The organism is Methylophilus sp. 5 (assembly GCF_000515275.1).
In the GTDB taxonomy this organism is placed as follows: domain Bacteria; phylum Pseudomonadota; class Gammaproteobacteria; order Burkholderiales; family Methylophilaceae; genus Methylophilus.
Map to the genome: position 1 here is coordinate 2,757,054 of NZ_KI911560.1, position 23,474 is coordinate 2,780,527.

18 protein-coding genes are annotated in these 23,474 nt (G+C 47.3%); 7 read left to right on the forward strand and 11 right to left on the reverse strand.

Going from position 1 to position 23,474, the window contains the following annotated elements; genetic code table 11:
- Window positions 1-2: 2 nt before the first annotated feature.
- From METH5_RS0113400 to METH5_RS0113410, 3 genes are read left to right on the forward strand one after another with little or no spacing between them, the layout of a single operon-like run.
- Window positions 3-1,292 carry a cyclopropane-fatty-acyl-phospholipid synthase family protein gene (locus METH5_RS0113400; protein WP_029148983.1) on the forward strand — a complete coding sequence of 430 codons (1,290 nt, stop codon included), beginning with the start codon at window positions 3-5 and terminating at the stop codon, window positions 1,290-1,292.
- Window positions 1,293-1,321: 29 nt separating this feature from the next.
- Entirely contained in the window at window positions 1,322-3,292 is a 1,971-nt protein-coding gene (mnmC, locus tag METH5_RS0113405; protein ID WP_029148984.1) for a bifunctional tRNA (5-methylaminomethyl-2-thiouridine)(34)-methyltransferase MnmD/FAD-dependent 5-carboxymethylaminomethyl-2-thiouridine(34) oxidoreductase MnmC, read from the forward strand.
- The gene (locus tag METH5_RS0113410; protein ID WP_029148985.1) at window positions 3,289-5,064 is read left to right on the forward strand and encodes a tetratricopeptide repeat protein; all 1,776 of its coding nucleotides are present in this window, start codon (window positions 3,289-3,291) and stop codon (window positions 5,062-5,064) included. The genes mnmC and METH5_RS0113410 overlap by 4 nt, the downstream gene beginning before the upstream one ends.
- Window positions 5,065-5,066: 2 nt before the next feature.
- Here METH5_RS0113410 and METH5_RS0113415 read toward each other — a convergent pair whose 3' ends face one another.
- On the reverse strand, window positions 5,067-5,978 hold the full coding sequence (locus METH5_RS0113415) for a DMT family transporter (RefSeq protein ID WP_029148986.1): 912 nt from the start codon (window positions 5,976-5,978) through the stop codon (window positions 5,067-5,069).
- Window positions 5,979-5,993: 15 nt separating this feature from the next.
- Here METH5_RS0113415 and dapC point away from each other — a divergent pair, with 15 nt between their 5' ends.
- Window positions 5,994-7,184 (forward strand): succinyldiaminopimelate transaminase, encoded by a 1,191-nt coding sequence (gene dapC, locus METH5_RS0113420; RefSeq protein WP_029148987.1) that lies wholly within the window; start codon window positions 5,994-5,996, stop codon window positions 7,182-7,184.
- Window positions 7,185-7,254: 70 nt separating this feature from the next.
- On the opposite strand, the gene METH5_RS0113425 is transcribed toward dapC, so the two are convergent.
- From METH5_RS0113425 to METH5_RS0113455, 7 genes are all read right to left on the reverse strand, one after another.
- Entirely contained in the window at window positions 7,255-7,773 is a 519-nt protein-coding gene (locus METH5_RS0113425; protein ID WP_029148988.1) for an FxDxF family PEP-CTERM protein, read from the reverse strand.
- Between the two features lie 39 nt (window positions 7,774-7,812).
- Window positions 7,813-8,301 (reverse strand): PEP-CTERM sorting domain-containing protein, encoded by a 489-nt coding sequence (locus METH5_RS0113430; protein ID WP_029148989.1) that lies wholly within the window; start codon window positions 8,299-8,301, stop codon window positions 7,813-7,815.
- Window positions 8,302-8,651: 350 nt separating this feature from the next.
- Window positions 8,652-10,112, reverse strand: a complete 1,461-nt coding sequence (locus tag METH5_RS0113435; RefSeq protein WP_232411051.1) for a phosphomannomutase — start codon at window positions 10,110-10,112, stop codon at window positions 8,652-8,654.
- Entirely contained in the window at window positions 10,099-11,511 is a 1,413-nt protein-coding gene (locus METH5_RS0113440; RefSeq protein WP_029148991.1) for a mannose-1-phosphate guanylyltransferase/mannose-6-phosphate isomerase, read from the reverse strand. The genes METH5_RS0113435 and METH5_RS0113440 overlap by 14 nt, the downstream gene beginning before the upstream one ends.
- A gap of 33 nt (window positions 11,512-11,544) precedes the next feature.
- The gene (galE, locus tag METH5_RS0113445) at window positions 11,545-12,519 is read right to left on the reverse strand and encodes a UDP-glucose 4-epimerase GalE (protein WP_029148992.1); all 975 of its coding nucleotides are present in this window, start codon (window positions 12,517-12,519) and stop codon (window positions 11,545-11,547) included.
- A gap of 18 nt (window positions 12,520-12,537) precedes the next feature.
- Window positions 12,538-13,704 (reverse strand): nucleotide sugar dehydrogenase, encoded by a 1,167-nt coding sequence (locus tag METH5_RS0113450; protein WP_029148993.1) that lies wholly within the window; start codon window positions 13,702-13,704, stop codon window positions 12,538-12,540.
- Between the two features lie 46 nt (window positions 13,705-13,750).
- Window positions 13,751-14,512 carry a WecB/TagA/CpsF family glycosyltransferase gene (locus tag METH5_RS0113455; RefSeq protein WP_029148994.1) on the reverse strand — a complete coding sequence of 254 codons (762 nt, stop codon included), beginning with the start codon at window positions 14,510-14,512 and terminating at the stop codon, window positions 13,751-13,753.
- A gap of 249 nt (window positions 14,513-14,761) precedes the next feature.
- On the opposite strand from METH5_RS0113455, the gene METH5_RS0113460 reads away from it, so the two are divergent.
- The 3 genes from METH5_RS0113460 to METH5_RS15075 are packed head-to-tail and all read left to right on the forward strand — an operon-like array spanning window position 14,762 to window position 18,405.
- Entirely contained in the window at window positions 14,762-16,441 is a 1,680-nt protein-coding gene (locus METH5_RS0113460) for an FAD-dependent oxidoreductase (protein ID WP_029148995.1), read from the forward strand.
- Window positions 16,442-16,454: 13 nt separating this feature from the next.
- The gene (locus METH5_RS0113465) at window positions 16,455-17,426 is read left to right on the forward strand and encodes an NAD(P)-dependent oxidoreductase (protein ID WP_029148996.1); all 972 of its coding nucleotides are present in this window, start codon (window positions 16,455-16,457) and stop codon (window positions 17,424-17,426) included.
- Window positions 17,413-18,405, forward strand: a complete 993-nt coding sequence (locus tag METH5_RS15075; RefSeq protein WP_051412966.1) for an acyltransferase — start codon at window positions 17,413-17,415, stop codon at window positions 18,403-18,405. The genes METH5_RS0113465 and METH5_RS15075 overlap by 14 nt, the downstream gene beginning before the upstream one ends.
- Window positions 18,406-18,415: 10 nt before the next feature.
- Here METH5_RS15075 and METH5_RS0113475 read toward each other — a convergent pair whose 3' ends face one another.
- The 3 genes from METH5_RS0113475 to METH5_RS0113490 all read right to left on the reverse strand — a co-directional run bounded on the left by METH5_RS0113475 (window position 18,416) and on the right by METH5_RS0113490 (window position 23,334).
- A complete protein-coding gene (locus METH5_RS0113475) occupies window positions 18,416-19,828 on the reverse strand; it encodes a hypothetical protein (protein ID WP_029148997.1) in 1,413 nt (470 codons plus the stop codon).
- A gap of 648 nt (window positions 19,829-20,476) precedes the next feature.
- Window positions 20,477-21,955, reverse strand: coding sequence for an Atrophin-1 multi-domain protein (locus METH5_RS15080; RefSeq protein WP_232411052.1), 1,479 nt, complete (start codon window positions 21,953-21,955; stop codon window positions 20,477-20,479).
- Between the two features lie 359 nt (window positions 21,956-22,314).
- Window positions 22,315-23,334 carry an acyltransferase gene (locus METH5_RS0113490; RefSeq protein ID WP_051412968.1) on the reverse strand — a complete coding sequence of 340 codons (1,020 nt, stop codon included), beginning with the start codon at window positions 23,332-23,334 and terminating at the stop codon, window positions 22,315-22,317.
- Window positions 23,335-23,474: the final 140 nt, after the last annotated feature.

A 23,474-nucleotide genomic window follows, 5' to 3' on the forward strand; every position in this document is an offset into this window, starting at 1 on the left:
TCATGACATCTACGCCATCCTCAACCGCCGCAGCGGCAGATACGCTGACCAAACCACTTAAAGCCAAAAGTAGGGCCAAATGGGTAGCGCAATTGGCAAAATCCCAGGTGCTTAAGCGGCTGGCAAACCTACGCACTGGCCAGATTATTATTATGGATGGTGCAGAGCGCCATGTGTTTGGCGAGGCTTGTGTAGAAGGCTTGTTGGCCACGATCACCGTGCACGACTCTCGTTTTTATGGCGAGATTGCTTTTGGTGGCAGCATAGGCGCCGGTGAGGCTTATATGCTGGGCTATTGGCAGGCCGATTCGCTGACCAATGTGATTAGGCTGATGGTGCTTAATCAGTCGGTGATGGATACGCTGGAAGGCGGCTATGCATGGCTGAGCAAACCATTACTCAAAGTGTTTCATTGGTTAAACAGTAACAGCGAAGCCGGTAGCCAAAAAAATATCGCCGCGCATTATGACTTGGGCAATGCGCTGTTCGAGCAGTTTCTGGACCCAAGCATGATGTATTCGTCGGCCATGTTTAATGAAAGTACCACGACGTTACAAGCGGCTTCTGAGCGTAAGCTACAAGTGATTTGTGACAAATTGCAGCTTTGTGCAACAGACCATGTAGTGGAAATCGGCACCGGTTGGGGCGGCTTTGCCATCTATGCCGCCAGGCATTATGGTTGCCATGTCACCACCACCACGATTTCCGAGCAGCAATATCTACTGGCACAACGTCGCGTTGCGGCAGCAGGCTTGCAAAGCCAGATCACGCTGCTTAAACAGGACTACCGTCACCTGCAGGGCCAATATGACAAGCTGGTTTCTATTGAGATGATAGAGGCGGTTGGCCACCAGTATTACGACACTTATTTCAACAAAGTCAGCCAATTACTCAAGGCCGATGGCGTCGCCCTGATACAGGCGATTACCATTGTTGACCAGCGCTATACCAAGGCGATTGGGTCGGTAGACTTTATTCAACGCTATATTTTTCCAGGCTCTACGATCCCCTCTAACACGGCCATGCTCAGTAGCATGACTGCCGCCAGTGATTTACGCCTGGTCGATTTACAAGATATTGGCTTGCATTACGCGACGACCTTGCGGCTGTGGCGCGAAAACTTTTTTGCCAATATTGAGGCCGTGCGGCAGTTAGGGTATAGCGAGGCGTTTATCCGCATGTGGGATTTTTATTTGAGCTATTGCGAGGGCGGCTTTGCTGAATGTGCGCTGGGTGACGTGCATCTATTGCTGGCCAAGCCAGGTTGCCGGGCACTCAAGCGGGTGTCATGAACAAACGGCCGTGATACACTTGCCAGCCTATGAGTACGCATGCAGTTTTAGAGTGGCGCAACGGCCTGCCCTACTCCACACAATTCAATGATATTTACTTTTCAGCCAGTCCAGATGACCCTGAACATGGCCTGGCTGAAGCGCGCTATGTTTTCTTGCAACAAAATAAGCTAGAACAACGCTGGCAACAGCTCCCCGCAGACCGCCCCAGCCATTTTGTGATTGTTGAAACTGGTTTTGGCAGCGGGCTCAATTTTTTGGCTGCGCTGCAACTGTGGCAAAAAACAGCCCCCGCGCAAGCCCACTTACATGTTGTCAGTATTGAAATCGCCCCGTTTACCTTGCAAGACCTGCAAACGGCGCATGCGCATTTTCCTGAGTTGGCCGCCATCAGCCAGGCATTGTGTCGGCAATATCGTTACTTACAACCAGGCATTAACCAACTCGAGCTGCCTGAATTTTCTGCCAGCCTGACTTTGCATATTGGTGACAGCGCACAAGTTTTTCCGCAACTGCAACTTAAGGCCGATGCCTGGTTTTTAGACGGGTTTGCCCCGGCGAAAAATCCACAGATGTGGCAACCCACCTTGTTTGAATGTATGGCTAGATGCGCGCATGCTGGCACAAGTTTTGCCACATTTACCAGTGCAGGCTTGGTCAAACGCGGTTTGCAAACAGTGGGTTTTCAAGTTGAAAAGACGCGTGGCTATGGCAATAAACGTGACATGTTATGCGGTCAATGGCCGGCTGCGCATTTACAAGCGCCACCGGCCAGTCTGCCTAAGGTCGCTATTATTGGCGCTGGCATTGCGGGCTGCAGCACCGCCTGGTGGTTAGCCAGCTTAGGCTGCCAAGTCCATGTGTTTGAACGTGCAGACACGATTGCCAACGGCGCATCTGGCAACCCAAGAGGTATGCTATACCCTAGGCTCAATGCAGAAAAACCGCAAAATGACCAGTTGGCGTGGCGTAGTTACAGTTTTAGTCTGCGCCACTATGCAGGCCTTCATTTGGGCGACGAGGCTTTTCAGGTGTGTGGCCTGTTGCAGTTGGGCAGCAACCCGCGCGAGCATAAGCGGGTACAAAAAGTGGCCAGCCGCTATGCAGACTTAGGCTTGCTGCAAAAGCTTGATGCAGCGCAGGCGAGCCTGCAGGCGGGCGTTGCGCTGACGCATGACAGCCTTTACTTTGCTGATGGAGCCTGGGTGAGTCCGGCCGCGGCCTGTGCCAGCATGATCAATCACGCCAATATCACCTTGCACGTGCAACACACGATTAATCAATTATTGCCACAACAGCCTGGCTGGCAGTTGGCCAGCAGTGCTGGCACAGTCAGCGATTTTTTTGATGCGGTGGTGGTTTGTAATGCCGCAGAAGCGAGTCACTTATTGCCCGACAGTGGCATGTGGCTAAACCCGGTGCGCGGCCAGATGGGCATGATTGTCGGGCAGGCAGCCATGCAATCATTAAAAGTCATTTTATGCGGAGATGGTTATCTGACGCCACTTGTTGCAGGCCAGCATGCGATGGGCGCCACCTTTGCACCTGGCGATCACAACACAGATCTCCGTGAGCAGGACACCCTGGCTAACCTTGAGATGGTGAGCAAGTTGAGCCCGCAGTTTAATCACGCCAACAGCGCAGAAGTAACTTTTGCCCGGGCCGCTTCAAGGTGCGGCTCACCAGATTACTTGCCGTATGTAGGGCCAGTATTGGCGACAGCAATGCTGCATGCGCAAACCACGTCCATTGATCATTTTGCCGCCTTGCCAGCCTCACAGGGGCTATATGCGCATGTTGCGCATGGCAGTAAAGGCTTGATGACGGCACCTTATTGTGCGGCCATACTGGCGAGGCGGTTATTAAACGACTTTGGGACAACTTTACCGCAACTGACTGAGGATAGTTTTTGGTCGGGCTTGCATCCACAGCGGCACTTGTTTAAGCAGTTGGGCTGGAAAGCTCTGCTTGAGCCTTTTAATCATCAGGCTGCAGCATGACGCCCGCCATTGAACAGTTAAAGCAACAACTGGCGCGCGCGCCTCAAGACCCGGGGCTGCATTACGAGCTGGGCAGACACTACCTTGCCCTAAAACAGGCCGAGGCGGCCGAGCAGGCCTTAGTCCAAGCATTAAAATGGGCACCAGATCACCCGCAAATATTAATGCAACTGGGTAATACTGCCAGTGTGCGTGGCGATGAGTCAGCCGCAGCTGCCTATTTTAAGCAGTCACTCAAGCAGGATACACAACAGGCAGATGTGCATTTCAACCTGGCCAATAGCCTGCGCAAACTGGGCCAGCATGCCTTGGCGATTGAGCATTATCAACAGTCACTACATTTAGCCCCTGGCGATGCTGAATGCCATAACAACTTAGGCAATGCCTACCGTGAACAAGGCCAGTTAGATTTGGCAGTGGCCGCCTATGCGCAAGCGATTAAACTTGATCCACAATTGCTGCATGCCAAAGTGCACTGGATTCACCAAAAGCAGCATATGGCCGACTGGCAAGGGCTGGATGCTGCGATTGCCGAGGTACGCGCAGCGTTAAAGCAGCCATCGCAAGCGCAAATTCCGCCATTTGCATTTTTGGCAATGCCTGGCACTACGAGCCACGAGCAATTAGCGTGTGCCAGCAGGTGGGCACAGCAGCATTATGGCCATATTGTGCCCTTGCCTGCGCTGGCACCAAAGCAGACCACAAACCAGCGTATTAACGTCGCCTATCTTTCTTCAGACTTCAGGCGCCACCCGCTGGCTTACTTAATCACCGATGTCATCGCTGCGCACGACCATGATCAATTCGACATATGGTTATATAGCAATACCAGCGACGATCACTCTAGCGAACGGCAAGCCTTGCTGGCTGCCGCCAACCACTGGGTAGACATTGCAAGCATGCCCGATGCGGCAGTGGCTGAGCATATGCGAAGTATGGGGATTGATATTCTGGTAGATTTAACCGGCTACACGCAACATAGCCGTAGCGGCATTGCTGCTTATCGCCCTGCCCGTATGCACATTAACTGGTTGGGTTATCCGGGCAGCATGGGCATGTTCAATGGCCAGCCTTTATTCGACGCCATGATTGTCGATGACCGCTTGCAGCAAGTCGCCATGGCCGAGCGGCCTGTGCCGCTGCCTTGCTACCAACCCAATAATGCCCAACGTCCAACTGCGGATGCAGGTACGCGCATGCAACATGGTCTGCCAGAAACAGGCTTTGTGTTTTGCTGTTTTAACCAGAGCTTTAAAGTCACGCCTGACGTATTTGCTGGCTGGATGCGTATTTTGCAGCAAGTGCCAGGTAGCGTGTTATGGCTATTGCAATGTAACCAGTGGGCGACGCGGCAGTTGCAACAACAGGCGCAAGCGGCGGACGTTGAGGTTGGGCGCTTGGTTTTTGCGCCGCGCACCAGTATTGAGCAACACATTGCCAGGCAACAACATGCCGACCTCATGCTGGATACTGCCCCATATAACGCACATACCACTGCCAGTGACGCTTTGTGGCAAGGCGTTCCCTTGCTCACCGTGGCCGGGGACACTTTTCCGGCACGCGTCAGCGCTAGCTTACTCAATTACGTTGGGCTGAGTGCGTGTGTCTGTGCTGATTGGGCTGTGTTTGAGCAACGTGCTATTGCGCTGGCCAATGATGCGCCGGCACTCGCGTTACTCAAATCAACATTAAAAAGCCAGGCAAAAAAGCTCTTTGAGCCCAATGTGTTTTGCCGCCAGTTAGAACAGGCTTACCAGCAATTGTTACCTTAAGTCTAATCAGATTCACCGACACTGACGGACAAAATACCTGCGGCAATAATGCAACAGCCGCCTAGCAACTCAATCGCAGACATGGTTTCATGCGCCAAAAAGTAAGCGGCAATCGCAGCGACAATCAACTCGGTCATGAATAATACTGAGGCCTGAATGGCCGGTATTTTGGTGACCCCATATTGTACGAATAGCGTCGCCGACACCAGTAACAAGGCAATTAATACCAAGATCATCGCAACATGCGGTGACAAGGTATTAATTGTGATGAATGCCACCCCATCGACGCCCGATTGCCATAATAATACGAGTAGAGAAAGCCCAAACACCCCCAGCCACACCAGCATGCCTTTGGCGGCGATAGTGAGGTGGGTTGAAAAGCGGGTCATCACGTTACTCAAAGAAAACCCTATGCCAGCAGACAATGCCAGCCAGTCTGACGTCGACTGTGGCCAAGGCCACATCCATTGACCGTTGGTCAGCATCAGCACCGCGCCCAGCAAGGATAATGCAATCGCCAGTAACTGCGGCTTGTGCCAGGGCTCATGCAGCCAGATTCTAGCCAGTAACAAGGTCCACAATGGTGATAGGTAAAACAGCAACATGACGCGCATCACTTCGCCGTCAATAATCGCCAGAACATACGCGAGATTAGTCCAGCCCGCCACCAGGCTTAACCAGTAGGCCGACGCTGGCACGTGTATGACATGTCTGATGCGTCGCCAAAATAGCGCACTGCCCATGAGTAATGCCAGGCTATAGCTCAGTAAACTCGATTGGGCACCAGACAAGCCAATGTCATTTAACAAGCGATAGGGATACCAGATCACGCCCCAACACAATGCGCCATAGATTAAGGCGGCAGAAGCGGTATATTTTTGCCGGGAAGTTTTTTGTTTATGTGACAGGCTCACTTATAATACACACCTATGAATCCAAATTTAAATCTGCTCCAGCCCTACCCTTTTCAACGCTTGCGCGATCTGCTTCAGGGCCTGACGCCTAATCCTGCCTTTAGTCACGTCAATTTGTCGATTGGTGAACCAAAACATGCCACGCCTAGCATTATTAGCGAGGCGCTTGCCAGCCACTTGGGTGGATTAGCCAACTATCCTACCACAGTCGGTATACCGGCTTTACGTGAAGCAATCAATCAATGGCTGCAGCGGCGCTACAACATTCCGGCACTCAATATTGACAAAGCAATTTTGCCCGTCAATGGTAGCCGCGAAGCGCTGTTTGCCTTTGCGCAAGCGGTGATTGATCCCAGCGTAGCGTCACAACCGGTGGTGATTTCGCCCAACCCGTTTTACCAGATTTATGAAGGGGCCGCATTTTTGGCCGGGGCCCTGCCCTACTTTATCAACACCACGCCAGACAATGACTTTGTCATGGACCTGACGCAGGTGCCGGTAGAGATTCTTAAGCGCACGCAATTGGTGTTCGTGTGCAGCCCGGGTAATCCCTCTGGCAAAGTGATGGATATTCAGGCTTGGAAAACCCTGTTCGAGCTGTCTGATCAATATGGTTTTGTGATTGCGTCGGACGAGTGTTATTCAGAAATCTATTTTGATGAAAGCAACCCACCGATGGGTGCTTTGCAAGCGGCACACCAGCTAGGGCGTGATTTTAGTCGTATTGTGATGTTTAGCTCACTGTCCAAGCGCTCAAATGTGCCGGGCATGCGCTCGGGCTTTGTTGCCGGTGATGCTGATATTGTCGAAAAGTTTGCCTTGTATCGCACCTACCATGGCTGCGCCATGAGCCCGACGATACAGGCTGCGAGTATTGTGGCCTGGAACGACGAAGCACATGTAATCCAAAACCGTGCCTTATACAGCGAAAAATTCAACGCAGTGACGCCATTATTGCAACCAGTGTGGCCGCAAACACAATTGCCAGATGCTGCTTTTTACCTATGGATTAATACACAACAAGACGATACAGCTATTGCCAAACAACTATATCAAGAATTGAATATCACGGTATTGCCAGGTTCTTTCCTGGCGCGCGATGCGCATGGCGTGAATCCTGGTAAGGGCTTTATTCGTATGGCGCTCGTGGCCTCCACTGAAGAGACGATTGCGGCCGCGCACAGAATAAAAGATCATCTCAAATAAACTGTCAGATTAAAAAAAAACAAAAAAGCCGGTTGCAACTGCAAACCGGCTTTTTTATTGCTAGAAGAAACTAAGCAAATTTTCTGCGAGCGATCAAACCAATAATGCCCAAACCAACCAGCATCAATGCATTGCTTTCTGGTTCTGGTACTGGCACTACTGTTTCGTGTGCAGTAAATGTCAGTTTGTTTGACAGGGTCACATTCAATGCACCAGGATTAAATTTAAACTGGTAGTCATTGCCCGCCATCAGGTCAACAAAGGTAAATGTCGTTGTTGAGCCAAAAGACAAAGCTGGAATGCTATACGATGTAATCAAAGCACTTGTAGAGTCATACAGGCTGAAGCTGGAGCCGACGCCAATACCCAGCAAGGCTTTAAAGTCTACAGTCACTGTAGAGTCAGAACTCAGGTCAAATGTGTAAACATCTGGTAACCAAAATGCACCTATTTGCAGCAATGATTGCTCGACCACTGGGCCTGCATTCAAGTCACCCAAATCAGTCACGTTTGTTGTCGCAAACGCCTGATGCGAGAAACTGATGGCAGAGATTAGCGCCATAGATCCTAATACATTAGATACTTTCATACCCACTCCTCAATTAAAAAACCAAAAAAAACTTTTAATTTAAGCGGAATGTGATTTACGTAATGACACCAGACCCATCAAGGTCAGGCCAAACAGCATCATCGAACCCAAGTCCGGTTCCGGTACTGGGGTAGTCACATTAAAGCTCAAGAAATATTGTCCGCCACTAAAACCATCTGCAGAGCCAGTCACGCGCAATTGATACGCACCTGGCGTCAGGATGGAAGGCGTAGTCACCAGATTGTTAGACAGATCGTAGAGGCCATAGCTGAATGTACTATCCACGATGTTGTAAGCAGGCTCTGGCAGCTCGGTAATCAAAAATGAGAGTGACGCAGGCACTTGAAGATCAATGTCAAACACATCGTTGAATGTAAATTCACCTATCACACCAGCATCGCGGTTAACAGGGACCAACAAATCGCTGGTACCATAACTCAATGTAACGTTTGTTGCATGGGCATAGCCTGCAAATGCAAACACGGTTGCAGAAACAATTGATAATTTTTTTAACCAATGCATGAACATGGTATTTCTCCTCAGTACAGTTAATTATTAGCCATCTTATTATGTAGTCGGGCTATTTTATATAGCCCGTATTGGCCAATCACTTTTATTTATATGTATGAATAAGCAAAAAAGAGGCCAACTGCATTAAATATCATAACCACATGATTTTATTTGATTTTTTATGCGATAAACATTAAGGCGGCGCGGTGATATGTGTGCTTTGCACCACTTTTTAGAACCTGATGCTTGTAATGCACCATTTCAATGCACTTATTTTACAGCGCCCTGACAAAAATTAGCAAAAGAATTTGTCAGAAATATGACACTTCTGTCGATATTTCTGACAATGGGGCAGCCAAGAATCTGTTTTACAAATGACTAAGCTGTTTAAGGGTGCTGCTGACCAGTGTTTGAGAGGTGATGATTGCATCGGTTTCAACGTAGCATCTAAGCTCTGGCGCGTTACCTGAAGGACGTAAATGAATAATATTGCCAGAGACACACGTCACTCTCAGACCATCTGTGGTGTCTACGCTAGACATGGTTTCATCCAGATTTAAAGCCTGCAGCATTTGACCGGCTGCGCTCGACCAGTGTTCAAGCAGGGATTTACTTCTTTCTGTGGCAAAGTTTTGTAGGCGATCACTGGCTGTGTAGCGCTGAGGCAAGGCGGCTACCAATGCAGACAGTGGTTTGCGTTGTCGCTTGACTTCTGCCAGCAAACAGACCACAGGCAACACGGCATCACGGGTGGGTAATGGCGCCAAGCCGGGATAGGCAGCAATCGTCGACCCCAACAAAAAGCCGCCATTTGCCTCAAAACCGGCGACACTAGGTATGCCAGCGTTAGTCGTGGCGTTCTTTTGCAATGCCTCCATACCGGCAATCACATAAGGTGACCCAATGCGCGTACGCATGACTTGCACGAATGCACCGCTGGCTTCAATGGCGGTATTGCAACTGACAGGCACCGCCAGATGCGTAATATTTAATGCTTTTGCGGTCAGTAAGCCGACAATATCGCCACGCAACCATTGACCTTGCTCATCGCTCATTAGTGGCCGGTCACCATCACCATCGGTAGAGATAATGGCATCGACCTGATATTCCTGCGCCCAGTTAAGCCCTTTTTGCATATCTTCGGCAGATACGGCTTCGGTATCAATCGGGACGAAGGTATCTGAGCGCGCCAGGCAAATGACATCAGCCCCTAACTCAGTGAATAATTGGGGCAATAAATCGCGGCCAACACTTGAGTGTTGATAAACAGCCAGCTTGAGGCCAGTGAATGCGCCCTCACCCAGCAAATCTTTATAGCGCTGAATATACGCATTTTTTGCGACGAGGCTTTCTGCCGGCAATGCCGCCTCCGGCGCGGCCAAAGGCTGTAGCTCACATGCCAGCATCGCGCTTTCATCCGCTTTGCTGATTTCACCATCCGGGCGATAAAACTTGAGTCCGTTACGATCAAACGGGATATGGCTGCCAGTGACCATGATGCCGGGCATGTAATGTGTTTGCGCGAACAAGGCCAGCGCGGGTGTTGGAATCGCGCCACAAAAAATAACCTCTAGCCCCATTTGCTTAAGCATCGCGGCACAGGCCGCGGCAATCCTTGGGCTGCTAGGGCGCAGATCGACGGCAATGGCGACCTGTTTAAAATCAAAAGCGTGTTTAACCGTTTGGACAAAAGCTTGCGTATACGCGGCACACACGTCGTCGCTCATGGCTGTCACCAGGCCTCTGGCACCACTGGTGCCAAAAGCCACGCCACATTGCTGCATCACTGTTTGTAAGGTGTTGGCAGCAGACATGTTAGTTGCGGCCATAAGTATCTTCGTAGCGCACAATATCATCTTCGCCCAAATAGCTGCCAGATTGCACTTCAATCAAATGCAAAGGTAATTTACCCGGGTTTTCTAGCCGGTGTGTTGAGCCAATCGGGATATAGGTGGACTCATTTTCGGTAAACAACCTGGTTTCACCATCAACCGTAATCATGGCCGAGCCGCTCACGACCACCCAGTGTTCGGCGCGGTGATGGTGCATTTGCAGTGACAGTTTTTCGCCTGGTTTCACCATAATGCGCTTTACCTGAAAGCGCTCGCCGACATCAATGCCTTCATACCAGCCCCAGGGGCGATACACACGCGGATGCACTTGATGCTCGGTACGTCCACTGGCTTTGAGGTGATCAACAATATTTTTCACCTCCTGCGCGCAGTCGCGGTGTGCCACCAGTACTGCATCGCTGGTTTCTACAATTAACAAGTCTTCTACACCCACGGCTGCGACAAAGCGGTTTTCTGCGCGAACCAGTGTATTGCTTACGTTTTTCAGGTAAACATCGCCGCGTGTGGCATTGCCTGCCGCATCATTTGGCTGCACGTCTTTGAGTGCTGTCCAGGAGCCAACATCATTCCAGCCCATGCTCGCTGGCACAACGGCCGCCAGCTTGGTTTTCTCCATCACTGCATAGTCAATAGAATCAGAAGGAGACTCGGCAAACGAGGCCTCGTGCAAGCGCACAAAATCGAGATCTTTGTAGCTTTGTTCAACCGCTTGAGTGACTGCGCTGACCATGGCAGGCGCATATTGCTGCAACTCAGCTAAAAATACTGCTGGTTTAAACAAGAACATGCCACTGTTCCAGTAAAAGTTACCAGCATCCAGATATTGTTGTGCGGTTGCCGCATCTGGTTTTTCAACAAAGCGAGCCACGTCAAAACAGCCATCGGCAGTGCCTAATGCATTGCCAGATTGAATATAGCCATAGCCTGTTTCCGGCAGCGTAGGCTCAATACCAAACGTGACCAGCTTGCCCTGCTCTGCCGCTACGCTAGCACGGCGTACCGCGGCTTCAAAGGCAGCCACATCCGTAATCACATGGTCTGCTGGCAAGACCAGCATCAATACCTGTTTGTCTTTTAAAGCAATGGCCGCTGCCGCAATTGCAGGCGCCGTGTTGCGCGCTACTGGCTCCAGCACAATGGCCTCGGGGTTTAGGCCAACCAGCCGCAATTGCTCTGCGACCAGAAAGCGGTGATCGTTACCACACACCACAATCGGTGGTTCAACCTCTGCCCAGCTGGAAAGTCTTAATAATGTATCCTGCAGCATGGTGTTTTCGGTCACCAGTGGCAACAGCTGTTTGGGCAACACTGCGCGCGACAGTGGCCATAAACGGGTACCAGAACCACCAGAAAGAATCACTGGAACAATTTTCATCTTTATCAACCTTATGCCTACATTTTTAATTCGTTAACTTAACTGCTTGAGTTCCCACTGCCAGGCATGCGAGACGATGGTGTCCAGTGCGGTATAAGTCGGCTGCCACGCCAGTATGCCTCTTGCGCGCTTGGCATCAGCCACCAGCCTGGCCGGGTCGCCCTCGCGCCGTGGCCCGTTAAGCACAGTCACCTGCTTGCCAGAGACGTTTTGCACGGCATCAATCACTTCTTGCACAGAAAAGCCTGAGCCATTGCCCAGATTGAAACGATCGCTGACGCCGCCATGGTTTAAATATTCCAGTGCCGCCAAATGCGCAGAACACAAATCCACAATATGAATATAGTCGCGAATGCACGTGCCGTCTGGTGTGTCGTAATCACGGCCAAATACCTGAATATTTTCGCGTCTGCCTGACGCTGCCTGCAAGATCAATGGAATCAAATGCGTCTCTGGGTCATGGCGTTCGCCCAATTGGCCTTCAGGGTCCGCGCCAGCCGCATTAAAGTAGCGCAAGCAGACCGAGCGCAAGTCAAACGCCTTGTCATAATCGGCCAATACTTGCTCAATCATCCATTTTGAGCGCCCATAAGGGTTGAGTGGGCGGTTAGGATGCGCTTCGTCGATCGGCACATAGTCTGGCTCGCCGAACACCGCTGCGGTTGATGAGAAAATAAATTTTTTCACATCAAACTTAAGCATCGCATCGAGCAGATTCAGGGTGTTGGTGACATTGTTGCGGTAATAAATATCCGGTTTACGCACAGACTCACCGACCTGAATATAAGAGGCAAAATGCATCACCGCTTCTGGCTTGTGCTGTTCAAACACCCGGTTAAGGCATTCAGGATCAGCCAAATCGCCTTCAACAAAGCTGCCACCTAACACGGCGTCACGGTGACCGCTCGATAAGTTATCCAGCGTAATCACCGCATGACCGGCACCCAACAACATTTTCACCATGTGGGAGCCAATATAGCCTGCACCACCTACTACTAACACTCGCATAGAGACTTCCAGAATTGATTAGTCACTGCCAAACAAATCGCGGGTATACACTTTATCTACCACATCGGCCAACTCTTTGGCTTGCCTGTTGGCGATAATAACATCCGACATTTGTTTGAACTCATTGATGTCTTTAATCACTTTAGAATTAAAAAACTCGGATTCTTCAAGCACCGGTTCATAGACGACGACTTCAATACCGCGAGCCTTGATGCGTTTCATAATGCCTTGAATAGAAGAGGCTCTAAAGTTGTCAGAGCCTGCCTTCATGATCAGACGGTAGATACCGACTACTTTCGGATCTTTTTTAATCACACTCATGGCGACAAAGTCTTTACGCGTTGTGTTCGCATCAACAATGGCGTTAATCAGGTTTTGCGGCACTTGTGAGTAATTGGCCAGCAATTGCTTGGTATCTTTAGGCAAGCAATAGCCACCATAGCCGAATGATGGGTTGTTGTAATGGTTACCAATACGCGGGTCCATACACACGCCTTCAATAATCTGGCGCGTATTCAGGCCATGGGTCTCGGCATAAGTATCCAGCTCGTTAAAATAGGCGACACGCATCGCGAGAAACGTATTGGCAAACAGCTTGATGGCTTCGGCTTCGGAGCTATTGGTCAATAAAATTGCGGCATCTGGCTTGAGGCAATTGTCTTTGAGCAGATTGGCAAATTTTTGTGCACGCTCTGATACCTCGCCCACCACAATGCGTGACGGATACAGGTTGTCGTAAAGGGCTTTGCCTTCACGCAAAAACTCAGGCGAAAACATCAGATTGTGACAGTTGAGTTCTGCGCGGATTTTTTCTGTGTAGCCAACCGGGATCGTCGATTTAATGACCATGACCGCATTTGGGTTAATGGCCATTACATCTTTAATCACCGCCTCCACAGATTTGGTATTGAAGTAATTGTTTTCAGAGTCGTAATCGGTCGGTGTGGCAATCACCACGAACTCGGCATTTTTATACGCCTCGTGTTTATCGGTCGTCGCTTTAAAGTTTAATTGTTTGTTGGCCAGAAAATCTTCAATTTCATGGTCAACAATCGGTGATTTTTTCTGGTTAAGCAGTGCCACTTTTTCTGGCACGATATCCAGTGCAACCACTTCGTTTTTTTGAGCCAACAATACGGCCAATGACAAGCCTACATAACCAGTACCAGCAATTGCAATCTTCACAGGGGCTCCTTCAATATTTCTAAACTAAATTCTTTCGTGACACCGATTACTTTTTCAACCACTCGCGAATAAACAGCTTGGGGAAAATAACGGCACCTACTAAATATCTTTTGACCAAACGTTTAGGCTCGGAGCACATTCTGTGCAGCCACTCGAGGCCAAACTTGCGCATCCACATAGGCGCTCTGGGTTTGTTGCCCGCCAAAAAGTCAATGGTCGCACCGACGCACAGCGCAACTTTAACTGGCAACTTGTGTGCATGTTTATCGACCCAAAGCTCCTGCTTGGGGGCACCCAAACCAATCACCAGTAAATCAGCTTTTGCATCCGCGACTGATTGGCAGATGCGATCACAGTAGGCGCTGTCTTTTTCAAAACCAAAATCCGGACTCAAAATACCTACCACCTCGACCATTGGCCATCGTGCTTGAATATTGGCTGCAGCCACTTCGCCGACGCCTGGCATAGCGCCTAGCAGATACACTCGTAAAGGGAGTTTCTTTTGCTGAAAACGCTCAAAAATATTGGGCACCAAGTCACTGCCTGGCACCGTTTCCGGCAATGCCTTACCAAGAATTTTAGAGGCTAATACGACTGGCTTACCATCGGCGACCACCATAGCGGCATGATCATAAGCCTGTTTTAATGCGGCATTTTTTTCAAGTTGTACGATGTGATCTACATTGGGGGTCACGACATATTTACAGTCATTGCCACCAAACTGTAGCCACTCCTGTAACACATCAATTGCGCCATTCATCGAGAACTTGTGAATGGTGATTCCAAACATTTCTATGGTATTTGACATAAACAGCCTGAGACTCAACACGGTTAATTATGTTTGTGAACAATTACGTAGGATTACGTAAAAATTTATGATTATTTTTTCAGTTGCATGTGAATAAAAAAAGAACCTGTGTGATATGGTATAACCCATCAGGATTATGCGATATAAGACATTTAACCTATTCCGAAAGCAGCGCCGCTGCTTACACCTCATCTACAGTTTCAATAATAACGCTTATTTGTGAATTTTTTTAAGTGATTTAACAAAAATATGATTAGCAATTTAAATAACCTGTCCTCCGGTTCAATCATTGAAGCAGATGTCTGTATTGTCGGCGCAGGTGCCGCAGGCGTCTCGCTGGCGCTGTCATTGTCTGGCAGAGGTTTGAAAATACTGTTGCTGGAATCAGGATTTGAATTTGCTGACGATAAGACGCAAGCGTTGTATGACGGTAAAGTGGCCGATGAAAAGCTACACAGCCCGCCTGACAAATACAGGCAACGCCGGTTTGGCGGGTCAACGACTATTTGGGGCGGCCGCTGCATGCCTTTTGACCCAATTGATTTTGAGCAACGTGACTATGTGCCGCATAGTGGCTGGCCGATAGGCTATCAGGACCTCGCACCCTATTATCAGCAAGCCAATAAGCTACTTGAGGCCGGGGTGTATGAGTACGATGCTGACAAGGTGTTCGACACTGAACGGCAAGCCGCCATCAAAGGCTTTAAAAGCGATATTCTGAAAACCAACAATTTAGAGCGCTTCTCCTGCCCCACCAATGTGGGTGACCGTTACAAGCAACGCTTGGCGCTGGCGAAAGATGTCGAGGTGTTGCTGGCTGCCAACTGTACGGGGATCAAGCTGAATCAATCCGGCGAGCACGTGAATCAGCTGGAGATTGCGAGCCTCGACGGCATCAAAGCCATGGTGAGCGCCAAAAAAGTCATTCTGGCCACTGGCGGTATTGAAACAACCAGGCTACTGCTTAACGCTAATGATATTTGCAAAAACGGCATTGGTAATCAACATGATTTAGTCGGCCGCTATTACCAATGCCATATTGCTGGCAATCTGGGGCTGTTAACTGTACAGGGCGCGACCAGCAATGTCAGGCATGGCTACGAAGTGTCGCCTGAGGGCATTTACTGCCGCCGTCGCTTTGCTCTCACGGCAGACACTCAGAAAAAAATCCGGGCTGGTAACATGGTGGCCAGGCTGCATTTTCCAAAGATTGTGGATCCATCACACAAAATTGGCGTGTTATCTGGCTTGTTCCTGGCTAAGAACTTTATCAGTTATGAATATGGAAAGCGCTTAAAAGATGGTCAATCCAGCCTGGGGATTTATTTAAAGCATTTTGCTAATATTATTCTTGATCCTATTGATACTGTTAAGTTTTTATATCACTGGATCACCAAGAGAACTTTGGCAAAACGCAAATTCCCCTCAGTTATTTTAAACAACAAAAGTAACCAGTTCACGTTTGAAATTCATGGTGAACAATATCCCAACCCAGAGAGTCGAATTACATTAATTGATGACACTGATGTGTTTGGCATGCGCAAGGTTAAAGTAGACTGGAAATATTTGCCGGAAGACATAGAGTCTATCCGCCGCTCACTCAAGCTGTTTGTACAAGAGATCAATCATAGTGGTTTGGCCACATTTGAGTTTAATGATGATCAACTTGAAGAAGATTTAACCCGGTTTGGTGCCTACGGTGGACACCATATTGGCACCACCCGAATGGGCAATGCCCCGGAAACCTCTGTTGTGGATGCAAATTGCAAAATTCACAATGTAGATAACTTATATATTGCCAGTGCATCTGTGTTTCCAACCAGCAGTCAGGCCAACCCTACCCTGACCATTGTCGCCATGAGCTTACGCCTGGCAGACCACATTGCAGAAACCTTACACGCTGGAAAATCATCGCATTCAATTATCTAGTTAGGAAGTACGTATGAAAGTTTTAATTCTTGGTGCCACCGGACACGTGGGCAGTCGCTTGCACACGCACTTGCAGCATGCAAACATTGCATCAATTGCAGCATCCAGGGGTAGAATGCGCAGCAATGTCGCCAATCATGTCATTCTCGACAGCATGAATCTGGCAGAGTTGACCAAGCAATTACAGAACGTTGATGCGGTGGTGAATTGTGTGGCTGGCAGCAAAGACTCTATCGGTGCAGGTGCGCAAATTCTCACGCAAGCCGCCCTGGCCGCTGGCAAGCCAACGATCGTGCATTTGAGCACCATGTCGGTGTATGGTGCAAGCGAGGGCGTGATCACAGAAACATCCCCTTTTGACCCGGATTACAACTGGTATGCTGCAGCCAAGTGCGAGGCTGAAAGCCATATGCAAGCCTATGCACAAGCTGGAGGCAAAGTGGTTGTGTTACGTCCAGGCTGCATCCATGGCCCAGGCAGCATGCAATGGGTAGAGCGCATCGCCAACTTGCTTAAAGCGTTCAGGTTAGGCGACTTGGGTAGCGCGGGTGATGGCTGGAGCAACCTGGTGCATGTTGATGACGTGGTTAAAGCCATTCATCTTGGATTAGAGATGCCATTGGCCGCCGGTGATATTCAACACTTCAACCTGGCAGCGCCAGATAGCCCACGCTGGAACCAGTACTTTATTGATCTGGCACAAGCGATTGATGCAACCCCAGTCAAGCGTATTCACCCGTTACAACTCAAGCTGGATTCAAAAGCATTTAGCCCCGCGGTAAAAATCTCTCAAAAGCTCCTTAGCAAAGCGAAGCAAGGTGGTTTGGCCAATCGCTTACCAGAGCCACTACCGCCCTCTTTAGTCAGGTTATTCAAGCAACACATTTTTTTAGATGCACAAAAAGCCTCTGCCAACCTTTCATTCATGACTTATGAACAAAGCCTTTTAAGTTCTGTTGAATGGTTGAAAAATGAGCAGCGCTAATCATATGACGCGCTACGCCTACCTCGATGGTTGGCGTGGGCTTTCAATTTTGGCTGTGCTTATCGGCCATTTTGTAAATATTCACGGCTTCAACGCTGGCAGGTTCGGTGTGGAGATGTTTTTTGTACTCAGCGGGCGTCTCATGGCAGAGATTTTATTTATAAAATATACGCCTCTGCCAAGCTTTTTTAAAAGACGTATCTCACGCGTATGGCCTGCGCTGTTTGTATTCATTATTGCCATGTGGGCCATCTTTGGGCGAACAGAAAACGATCTGCATGTCGGCTACCAAAGTGTGTTGTCAACGCTCACATTTACCTATAACTACTACAGCATCTATGGTGAACACACACCAGTGCTGGATCATATCTGGTCACTTTGTATTGAAGAGCATACCTATATACTACTGGCTATCATTGCCCTCTTATCCAGAAAATATCGCTTCGACCCGCTTAAACCACTCATCGCACTCGGCCTGGTTTTTCTAGCGAATGGTGCTTGGCTTACATTTGGACAGCATCTGGATTATTACAATGTGTATTGGCGCTCTGATACCAGAAGCGCCTCTATTTTAATTGGCGTTATTAGCTTTTTACTGTTTAACAGGTCAGATAAAAAGGTCAATGCGCTCACCTCCGTAGCACTGCTTGGCCTTGCCATCGTCTTAAACTTTAATCCGATCCCAGACCCGATTAAATATAGCCTCGGAACCATTTGCGTAGCTGTTGCCATTTGTACGATCAAAGAGCTGCCGGACTATCTGATGAGGTTTTTATGCCACCCACTACTCACCAGAGTTGGGCTGATTTCATTCTCACTCTACTTATGGCAACAACCGTGTTACAAAATGATTCACCAAGGGCACCCCAAGATCATGCTATTGGCTGCAGCCTTTATCATTGCTGCCTTTAGCTATCAGTTTATAGAGGTGCCTGTCAGAAAATTTTTAAATGAATTGGGCGGCAAAAGTAACGCTTAGACTGGCGGCATTATTCAATACGAACGAGAGAGCCCGAGACGGTGGATGGCTCCCCTGCACCGCTAATCGCGACCGTAGTAATATCATAATGATCTAATGGCCAAGTAAAAATAACGTTTTGGCCGTCCAGTAATGCTTTTGAATCATAAGCCACATAATCATTCTTTTCAGGGTCGCGAATCACGAACCTGAGCTTGCCTCCGCCAGTCGTCGTCGCTGTCAATTGATATTTATATCCTTTTTTGGGTTTTGCCCAAGAGACATATGTGACTGATCGTCCAGAAGAGTTGGACTGGATGATTTCTTCATCGGTCGTGTCAAAAACGACGGCTTGCTGAATAGAGTCAAATTTTCCGAGTGGGCTGCAGCTATCGCTGCATACATCGCTATCGGCCTGGTAGCTGTACCCTCTGGCCCAAGGGCCTCTAAATGAAAGAACATTTAGGTTTTGGTTGGCTTGAAAGCTATTGCCATTGCCATCTACCCACCCTTGCACAGAGGTCACCATACGCAACGCTTTCTGAATCAGCGTCAGCTCATACCAACCGCTGCCTGTTACCCGGGTTGCAGCGCCGATCTCTGAATAAATAACATAGGGTGTTCCATAGTTTCTATCAATCACATACGCACCATAGGTTTTCAGTGTATTTGCTATTTTTTTGACTAATGGTGTTTGAATCTTGGAAACATCAAAACTTGAGGGCAGCATTAACAAGGCGCCCTCTGGCACTTGCCCAGTATAGTTCGAGACGTCAACATCGGTAGACGTCGCTGGAAATACGTATGATTTTGCCAGCGCGTTGTCTGTCAGCGAGACGGCTAATGCATGCCTGAACGTGGTGTCGCCGTCATCAACTTCATTAATTCTTACCATTCCAGCGCACGCGGCCACACCTGTGGCCCGCCCGCCTTGATAATAGTGCGCAGGATCTCCCCAACCGCTGCCATTTAATGGTGACCATGCATACAGGAGAGATGTCCACTCTCCATTCACATTTTTTAACTTGTAAAAAGAGTGAATGACCTGATTCTGTACATCCAGAATATCGGCGTGACCATCGGCACCCGATGCCGGCATCACATTGGCTGGCCAATGTGGAATTGTCAGCTCTGAAACCAGTTTTTCGGCATCCCTGTCATGAATCCCACCATATCCTGGACCAACCTTGATTGTCATTGGTAAGTCGCTAGCATCAGCATAAAAGCATGAGGCAGAAAATGCTGGCGTATTTGCCGTTGGATTGTATAGCGAGTCAGGAATGACATAGTTTGAGAAACTTGGTGTCACTGGCATGCTATTCCATAATGAATCAGCGGTGAACGGCCGCAGGTAGCTACTAAATTCTGTCGCAACTGCGTTCAAACCTGATAGCGCAAGACCGATTACCAGCGCATTTTTATGTATATGTTTTGAGCTTAACATTCATGCCCCTTTTTAATAATTAATTAAACACAATATAATTTACATCAATAATTAAAAATAATGCAAGATGTTTATGAACTTAAATTAACACTTATGCCGACAATAGGCAATTAAAGATAAATTAAACTTACATTCAAGTGCCTGGTTAATGAAAATTGGTCTGCGGTGAGATGATTTTGACGCGATCAGTGTCGTTGATTACTAGCTAGAGGTGGAAATCGTGCTGTGCTACAAAATTCAGTGTAGGGATCAACATCCGTATGCCTTGACCGGTGTATAACAGCAACACTTTGCCATTTAACACATCGGTTTTTTGTTGTGTAACGCTTGCGAAGTCAATGGAGTAAATGATGACAGTCTGCTTAGACATATCATCCATATGTTTCACGAGATTAAGGACGCGGCACTCACGGTTAATAAGGCCTACTCGACCATCCGTTTCAACCGCACTGATAACGATAAACGTATCGAGTGACACGTGCATCAGCCTGCGGCTTTTTATAAGTTTTGAAGTTCTTTTGCAAGACTAAGTAATCCTGCGTTGTGTGTAATGGCGGGGGGTGAGCGTTACGTTTCTTGACGGATTAGAAATCCATATCAAGCATGGTAACGCTCAGTTTCATAAGTTTTGATTCACACCAATCTCAGTTATTTAACACGCAATATTGTCCCACTGACACTTGAGCCCGCACCAACACCGCTCGTAGCATAGAGACTAAAATAAAGCTCACCATCAGGCCAATTGAAGGTCATGGATTGACCATTGACAAGATCGTAAGTATCAACCCTCGTTTTCCATTGTTTATCGTAAATAATCAGTCTTAGTTTACCGCCGCCAGTAGTAATCGCAGTAAGTTTAAACTTTTCGCCAGCCTTAGGTTTTGCCCATGAAATCTGACTGATTGTCCGATCCGATGGATTCGACTGCACTATAGGTGATGTCGTCGGGCCAAAAACGACAGCCTGCTTCCATGTATTGAATTTCCCAATTAATGGATCAGTTTTATCCCATGCGGTCCCACGCCTAACACCCCAAGGTCCACGCATAGATAAAATATTTAAATTCTTTTCCGGGATGAACGGCATGCCTGAAGCATCAATCCATGACTTGACAGAGGTAACCATGCGTAAAGACTGGCGAATCAAATGTAGCTCGTTTGCCGCTTTTAAGTTATAGCCATTTTTATGTAAGTTGAGCCCAGAACTCGTTTCTGCATAAATCACGAAAGGGGTACCATAGTTACCATCAACGACATAGGCGCCATACACTCTTAATGTATTCGCAATCTTGATTAACTCTGGGGTTTTAAGCTGAGAAACATTAAAACTAGGCGGCAGCATAACCAATGCGCCTTCTGGAATTTTGCCGGTATTGGTTGCGCTGTAGTGATCTGCCGACGTTGCAGGGTAAACATAGCCAGGCGCAGCGCCGGTGGTATCCAGTGACATCGCTAACGCGTGTGGGTAAATGGGGTCACTGCTGGCGTATTCATGTTTTCGGATAATCCCGGCACAAGCGCCAATCCCCACTGCCCTTGCCCCATGATAATAATGCGAAGGATCGCCCCAACCAGAACCGTTGATCGGAGACCAGGCATACAAATTAGCTGTCCATACGCCATTGATGTTTTTTAATCTCCAAAATGAATGGATTATTCCGGTTGAAACATCGTAAATATCAGCATGGCCATCGCCTCCGGCGGCTGGTACTAAGTCAGCAGGCCAATGAGAAATCTCTACCTGAGGCAGTGAGGTTTCAGCATCTGCGTCATATACCCCCTTTGAGCCAGGGATAGGTTTTACAACCATGGGGCCGCTTGTATCATCGGCAAAAAAACAGCCAGAAGAGTATATGCCAGAGTCAATTAAGGGATTGAATTTTGCAAGAGGTATCACAAAATCTGAAAAAGTTGGCGAAATAGGTCGACTATTCCACAATGAATTCGTCGCAAACGGCTTTGTATAATATTGTCCCATGCGCAGTTGGTTGTTTGCCGCCTCTGTACGTATTTGAGCGCTCGGGACATTGGGGTCTATCGCACCGACAGCATTGAGGGCAGTAAATAGCACTACAGAGACCAGGCAAGTATGGGTAATAAAAGGCACTTGTGTGAATGCTTTCATCATTTGCTCCTAAAGCGTTGATACGAATTATCAAAGAATGAATGTCCACTATCTCAATATGCAATTTGCCTGCGTCTACGGCAAGGCGCGGCAATTTTTATCAATCATTAATGTTAAAAAAGGAGCCAGAAATTGTCACAATTGTTGTGTAATGTGACGAGTTTTAGGAGTTTAATGATTAATATGGCTTAAATTGCTTACTAATTTAGTTTCAATTTCTATTTATAAAACTCGAAGCAAAAGATATACCAAAAATTTTTTATAAGGTGATTGCTAGAGTGCAGGGCTATAAAACTTTTGCGTACAACGTAACCCGGCAAGACTTTAGTTAATGAGAGTTGATTGTTTGTCCAAATAGATGGTCAGTTAATTTTAAAAAGCCATTTTGAGACAGGGGCATGCATATAAAATCTTAAATCTAATTTATCGAAAATTTTTATCATGAAAAGTGGAAATATTATGCCTACCGACGTTCCAATAAGTAAATGTACAGGATAAGAATAAATATTTAATACATTTTTTAAGAATATTCTGCTTCCTGCTGTAGCAAAAACATGCATTAAAAAAATAGCCATAGATGATGCTCCAAGACTAATTAAAATCTTTGACTCAACTCTATTTGATAGCCATGTGCAAAGCGAAACTACTAATAAAATCATTAAAAGGGACAGTGAAAGAGAGGCAACATTATTATTAATGAACGTATATTCAAGTATGCAATGGTAATAATACTGGCAAAAAAGTGCAGTTCCCAATAGCAACGCTAATGTTTTAGTTTGAGAAATAAAAGCAAAAAACTCCTTTTTGTCAAAAAAGTATGAACTGAACACATAACCTACAAAAAAGAATACAAAGAATCTACTTAAAATACCTATTAAAAAAATGTTTGGTAAGTATTGATATGTTAGATAAGCAATTATTGATAAAAAAACAATACCGAAAAAATACCTTTTCCCAAAAATCCTAAACAAAAATAATGCCGTTAGAAAACAGAAAAAAAGAGCATATAAGAACCAAAATTGATTTTCTGGTGATACCAGTAATTTAAAAATAAAACTATGAGAGTTTGATTGCTGATTTACATACCCTGCTAAAAGATGCTCTACCCCCCCTTGCAATAAAGACCACAGTAAGTACGGGTAAACAATTGTGTCAACTTTTGAGGCTATTAGAGCCATATCGCTTTTTCTGGATTTAAAAAATAACAAACCCGATAAAAAGAAAAACAATGGCATATGGAAAGAATAGATCATACTATCAGTAAGTAAAAATAAGGCTTTATTGGTTACTAAACCTGACTTCTCTAACCCTCTGAACACATGCCCAAAGACAACTAAAATTATCCCTAAAGCTTTGCAATAATCAATCCAGGTCGTTCTCAACTTAAGTTTTCTTTCATTTAAATTCAGTTAGTTTTTTTTAAGATTGATATTGAAGCTTCTATGAATTCTAACGTATCTGTTATCTCGGCTCGAAAAGCTTAAACGCATAATTGTTGAATTCATGTATCCAAAAAACTTAA

What these genes read in the sequence shown, in the direction of transcription:
- METH5_RS15075 (WP_051412966.1), top strand. Translation starts at nt 17,413, where the DNA reads ATGAGCAGCGCTAATCATATGACGCGCTACGCCTACCTCGATGGTTGG.
- dapC (WP_029148987.1), top strand. Translation starts at nt 5,994, where the DNA reads ATGAATCCAAATTTAAATCTGCTCCAGCCCTACCCTTTTCAACGCTTG.
- METH5_RS0113410 (WP_029148985.1), top strand. Translation starts at nt 3,289, where the DNA reads ATGACGCCCGCCATTGAACAGTTAAAGCAACAACTGGCGCGCGCGCCT.
- METH5_RS15080 (WP_232411052.1), bottom strand. Translation starts at nt 21,955, where the DNA reads ATGATGAAAGCATTCACACAAGTGCCTTTTATTACCCATACTTGCCTG.
- METH5_RS0113435 (WP_232411051.1), bottom strand. Translation starts at nt 10,112, where the DNA reads ATGGCCGCAACTAACATGTCTGCTGCCAACACCTTACAAACAGTGATG.
- METH5_RS0113400 (WP_029148983.1), top strand. Translation starts at nt 3, where the DNA reads ATGACATCTACGCCATCCTCAACCGCCGCAGCGGCAGATACGCTGACC.
- METH5_RS0113475 (WP_029148997.1), bottom strand. Translation starts at nt 19,828, where the DNA reads ATGTTAAGCTCAAAACATATACATAAAAATGCGCTGGTAATCGGTCTT.
- METH5_RS0113460 (WP_029148995.1), top strand. Translation starts at nt 14,762, where the DNA reads ATGATTAGCAATTTAAATAACCTGTCCTCCGGTTCAATCATTGAAGCA.
- METH5_RS0113440 (WP_029148991.1), bottom strand. Translation starts at nt 11,511, where the DNA reads ATGAAAATTGTTCCAGTGATTCTTTCTGGTGGTTCTGGTACCCGTTTA.
- mnmC (WP_029148984.1), top strand. Translation starts at nt 1,322, where the DNA reads ATGAGTACGCATGCAGTTTTAGAGTGGCGCAACGGCCTGCCCTACTCC.
- METH5_RS0113465 (WP_029148996.1), top strand. Translation starts at nt 16,455, where the DNA reads ATGAAAGTTTTAATTCTTGGTGCCACCGGACACGTGGGCAGTCGCTTG.
- METH5_RS0113455 (WP_029148994.1), bottom strand. Translation starts at nt 14,512, where the DNA reads ATGTCAAATACCATAGAAATGTTTGGAATCACCATTCACAAGTTCTCG.
- METH5_RS0113430 (WP_029148989.1), bottom strand. Translation starts at nt 8,301, where the DNA reads ATGTTCATGCATTGGTTAAAAAAATTATCAATTGTTTCTGCAACCGTG.
- METH5_RS0113425 (WP_029148988.1), bottom strand. Translation starts at nt 7,773, where the DNA reads ATGAAAGTATCTAATGTATTAGGATCTATGGCGCTAATCTCTGCCATC.
- galE (WP_029148992.1), bottom strand. Translation starts at nt 12,519, where the DNA reads ATGCGAGTGTTAGTAGTAGGTGGTGCAGGCTATATTGGCTCCCACATG.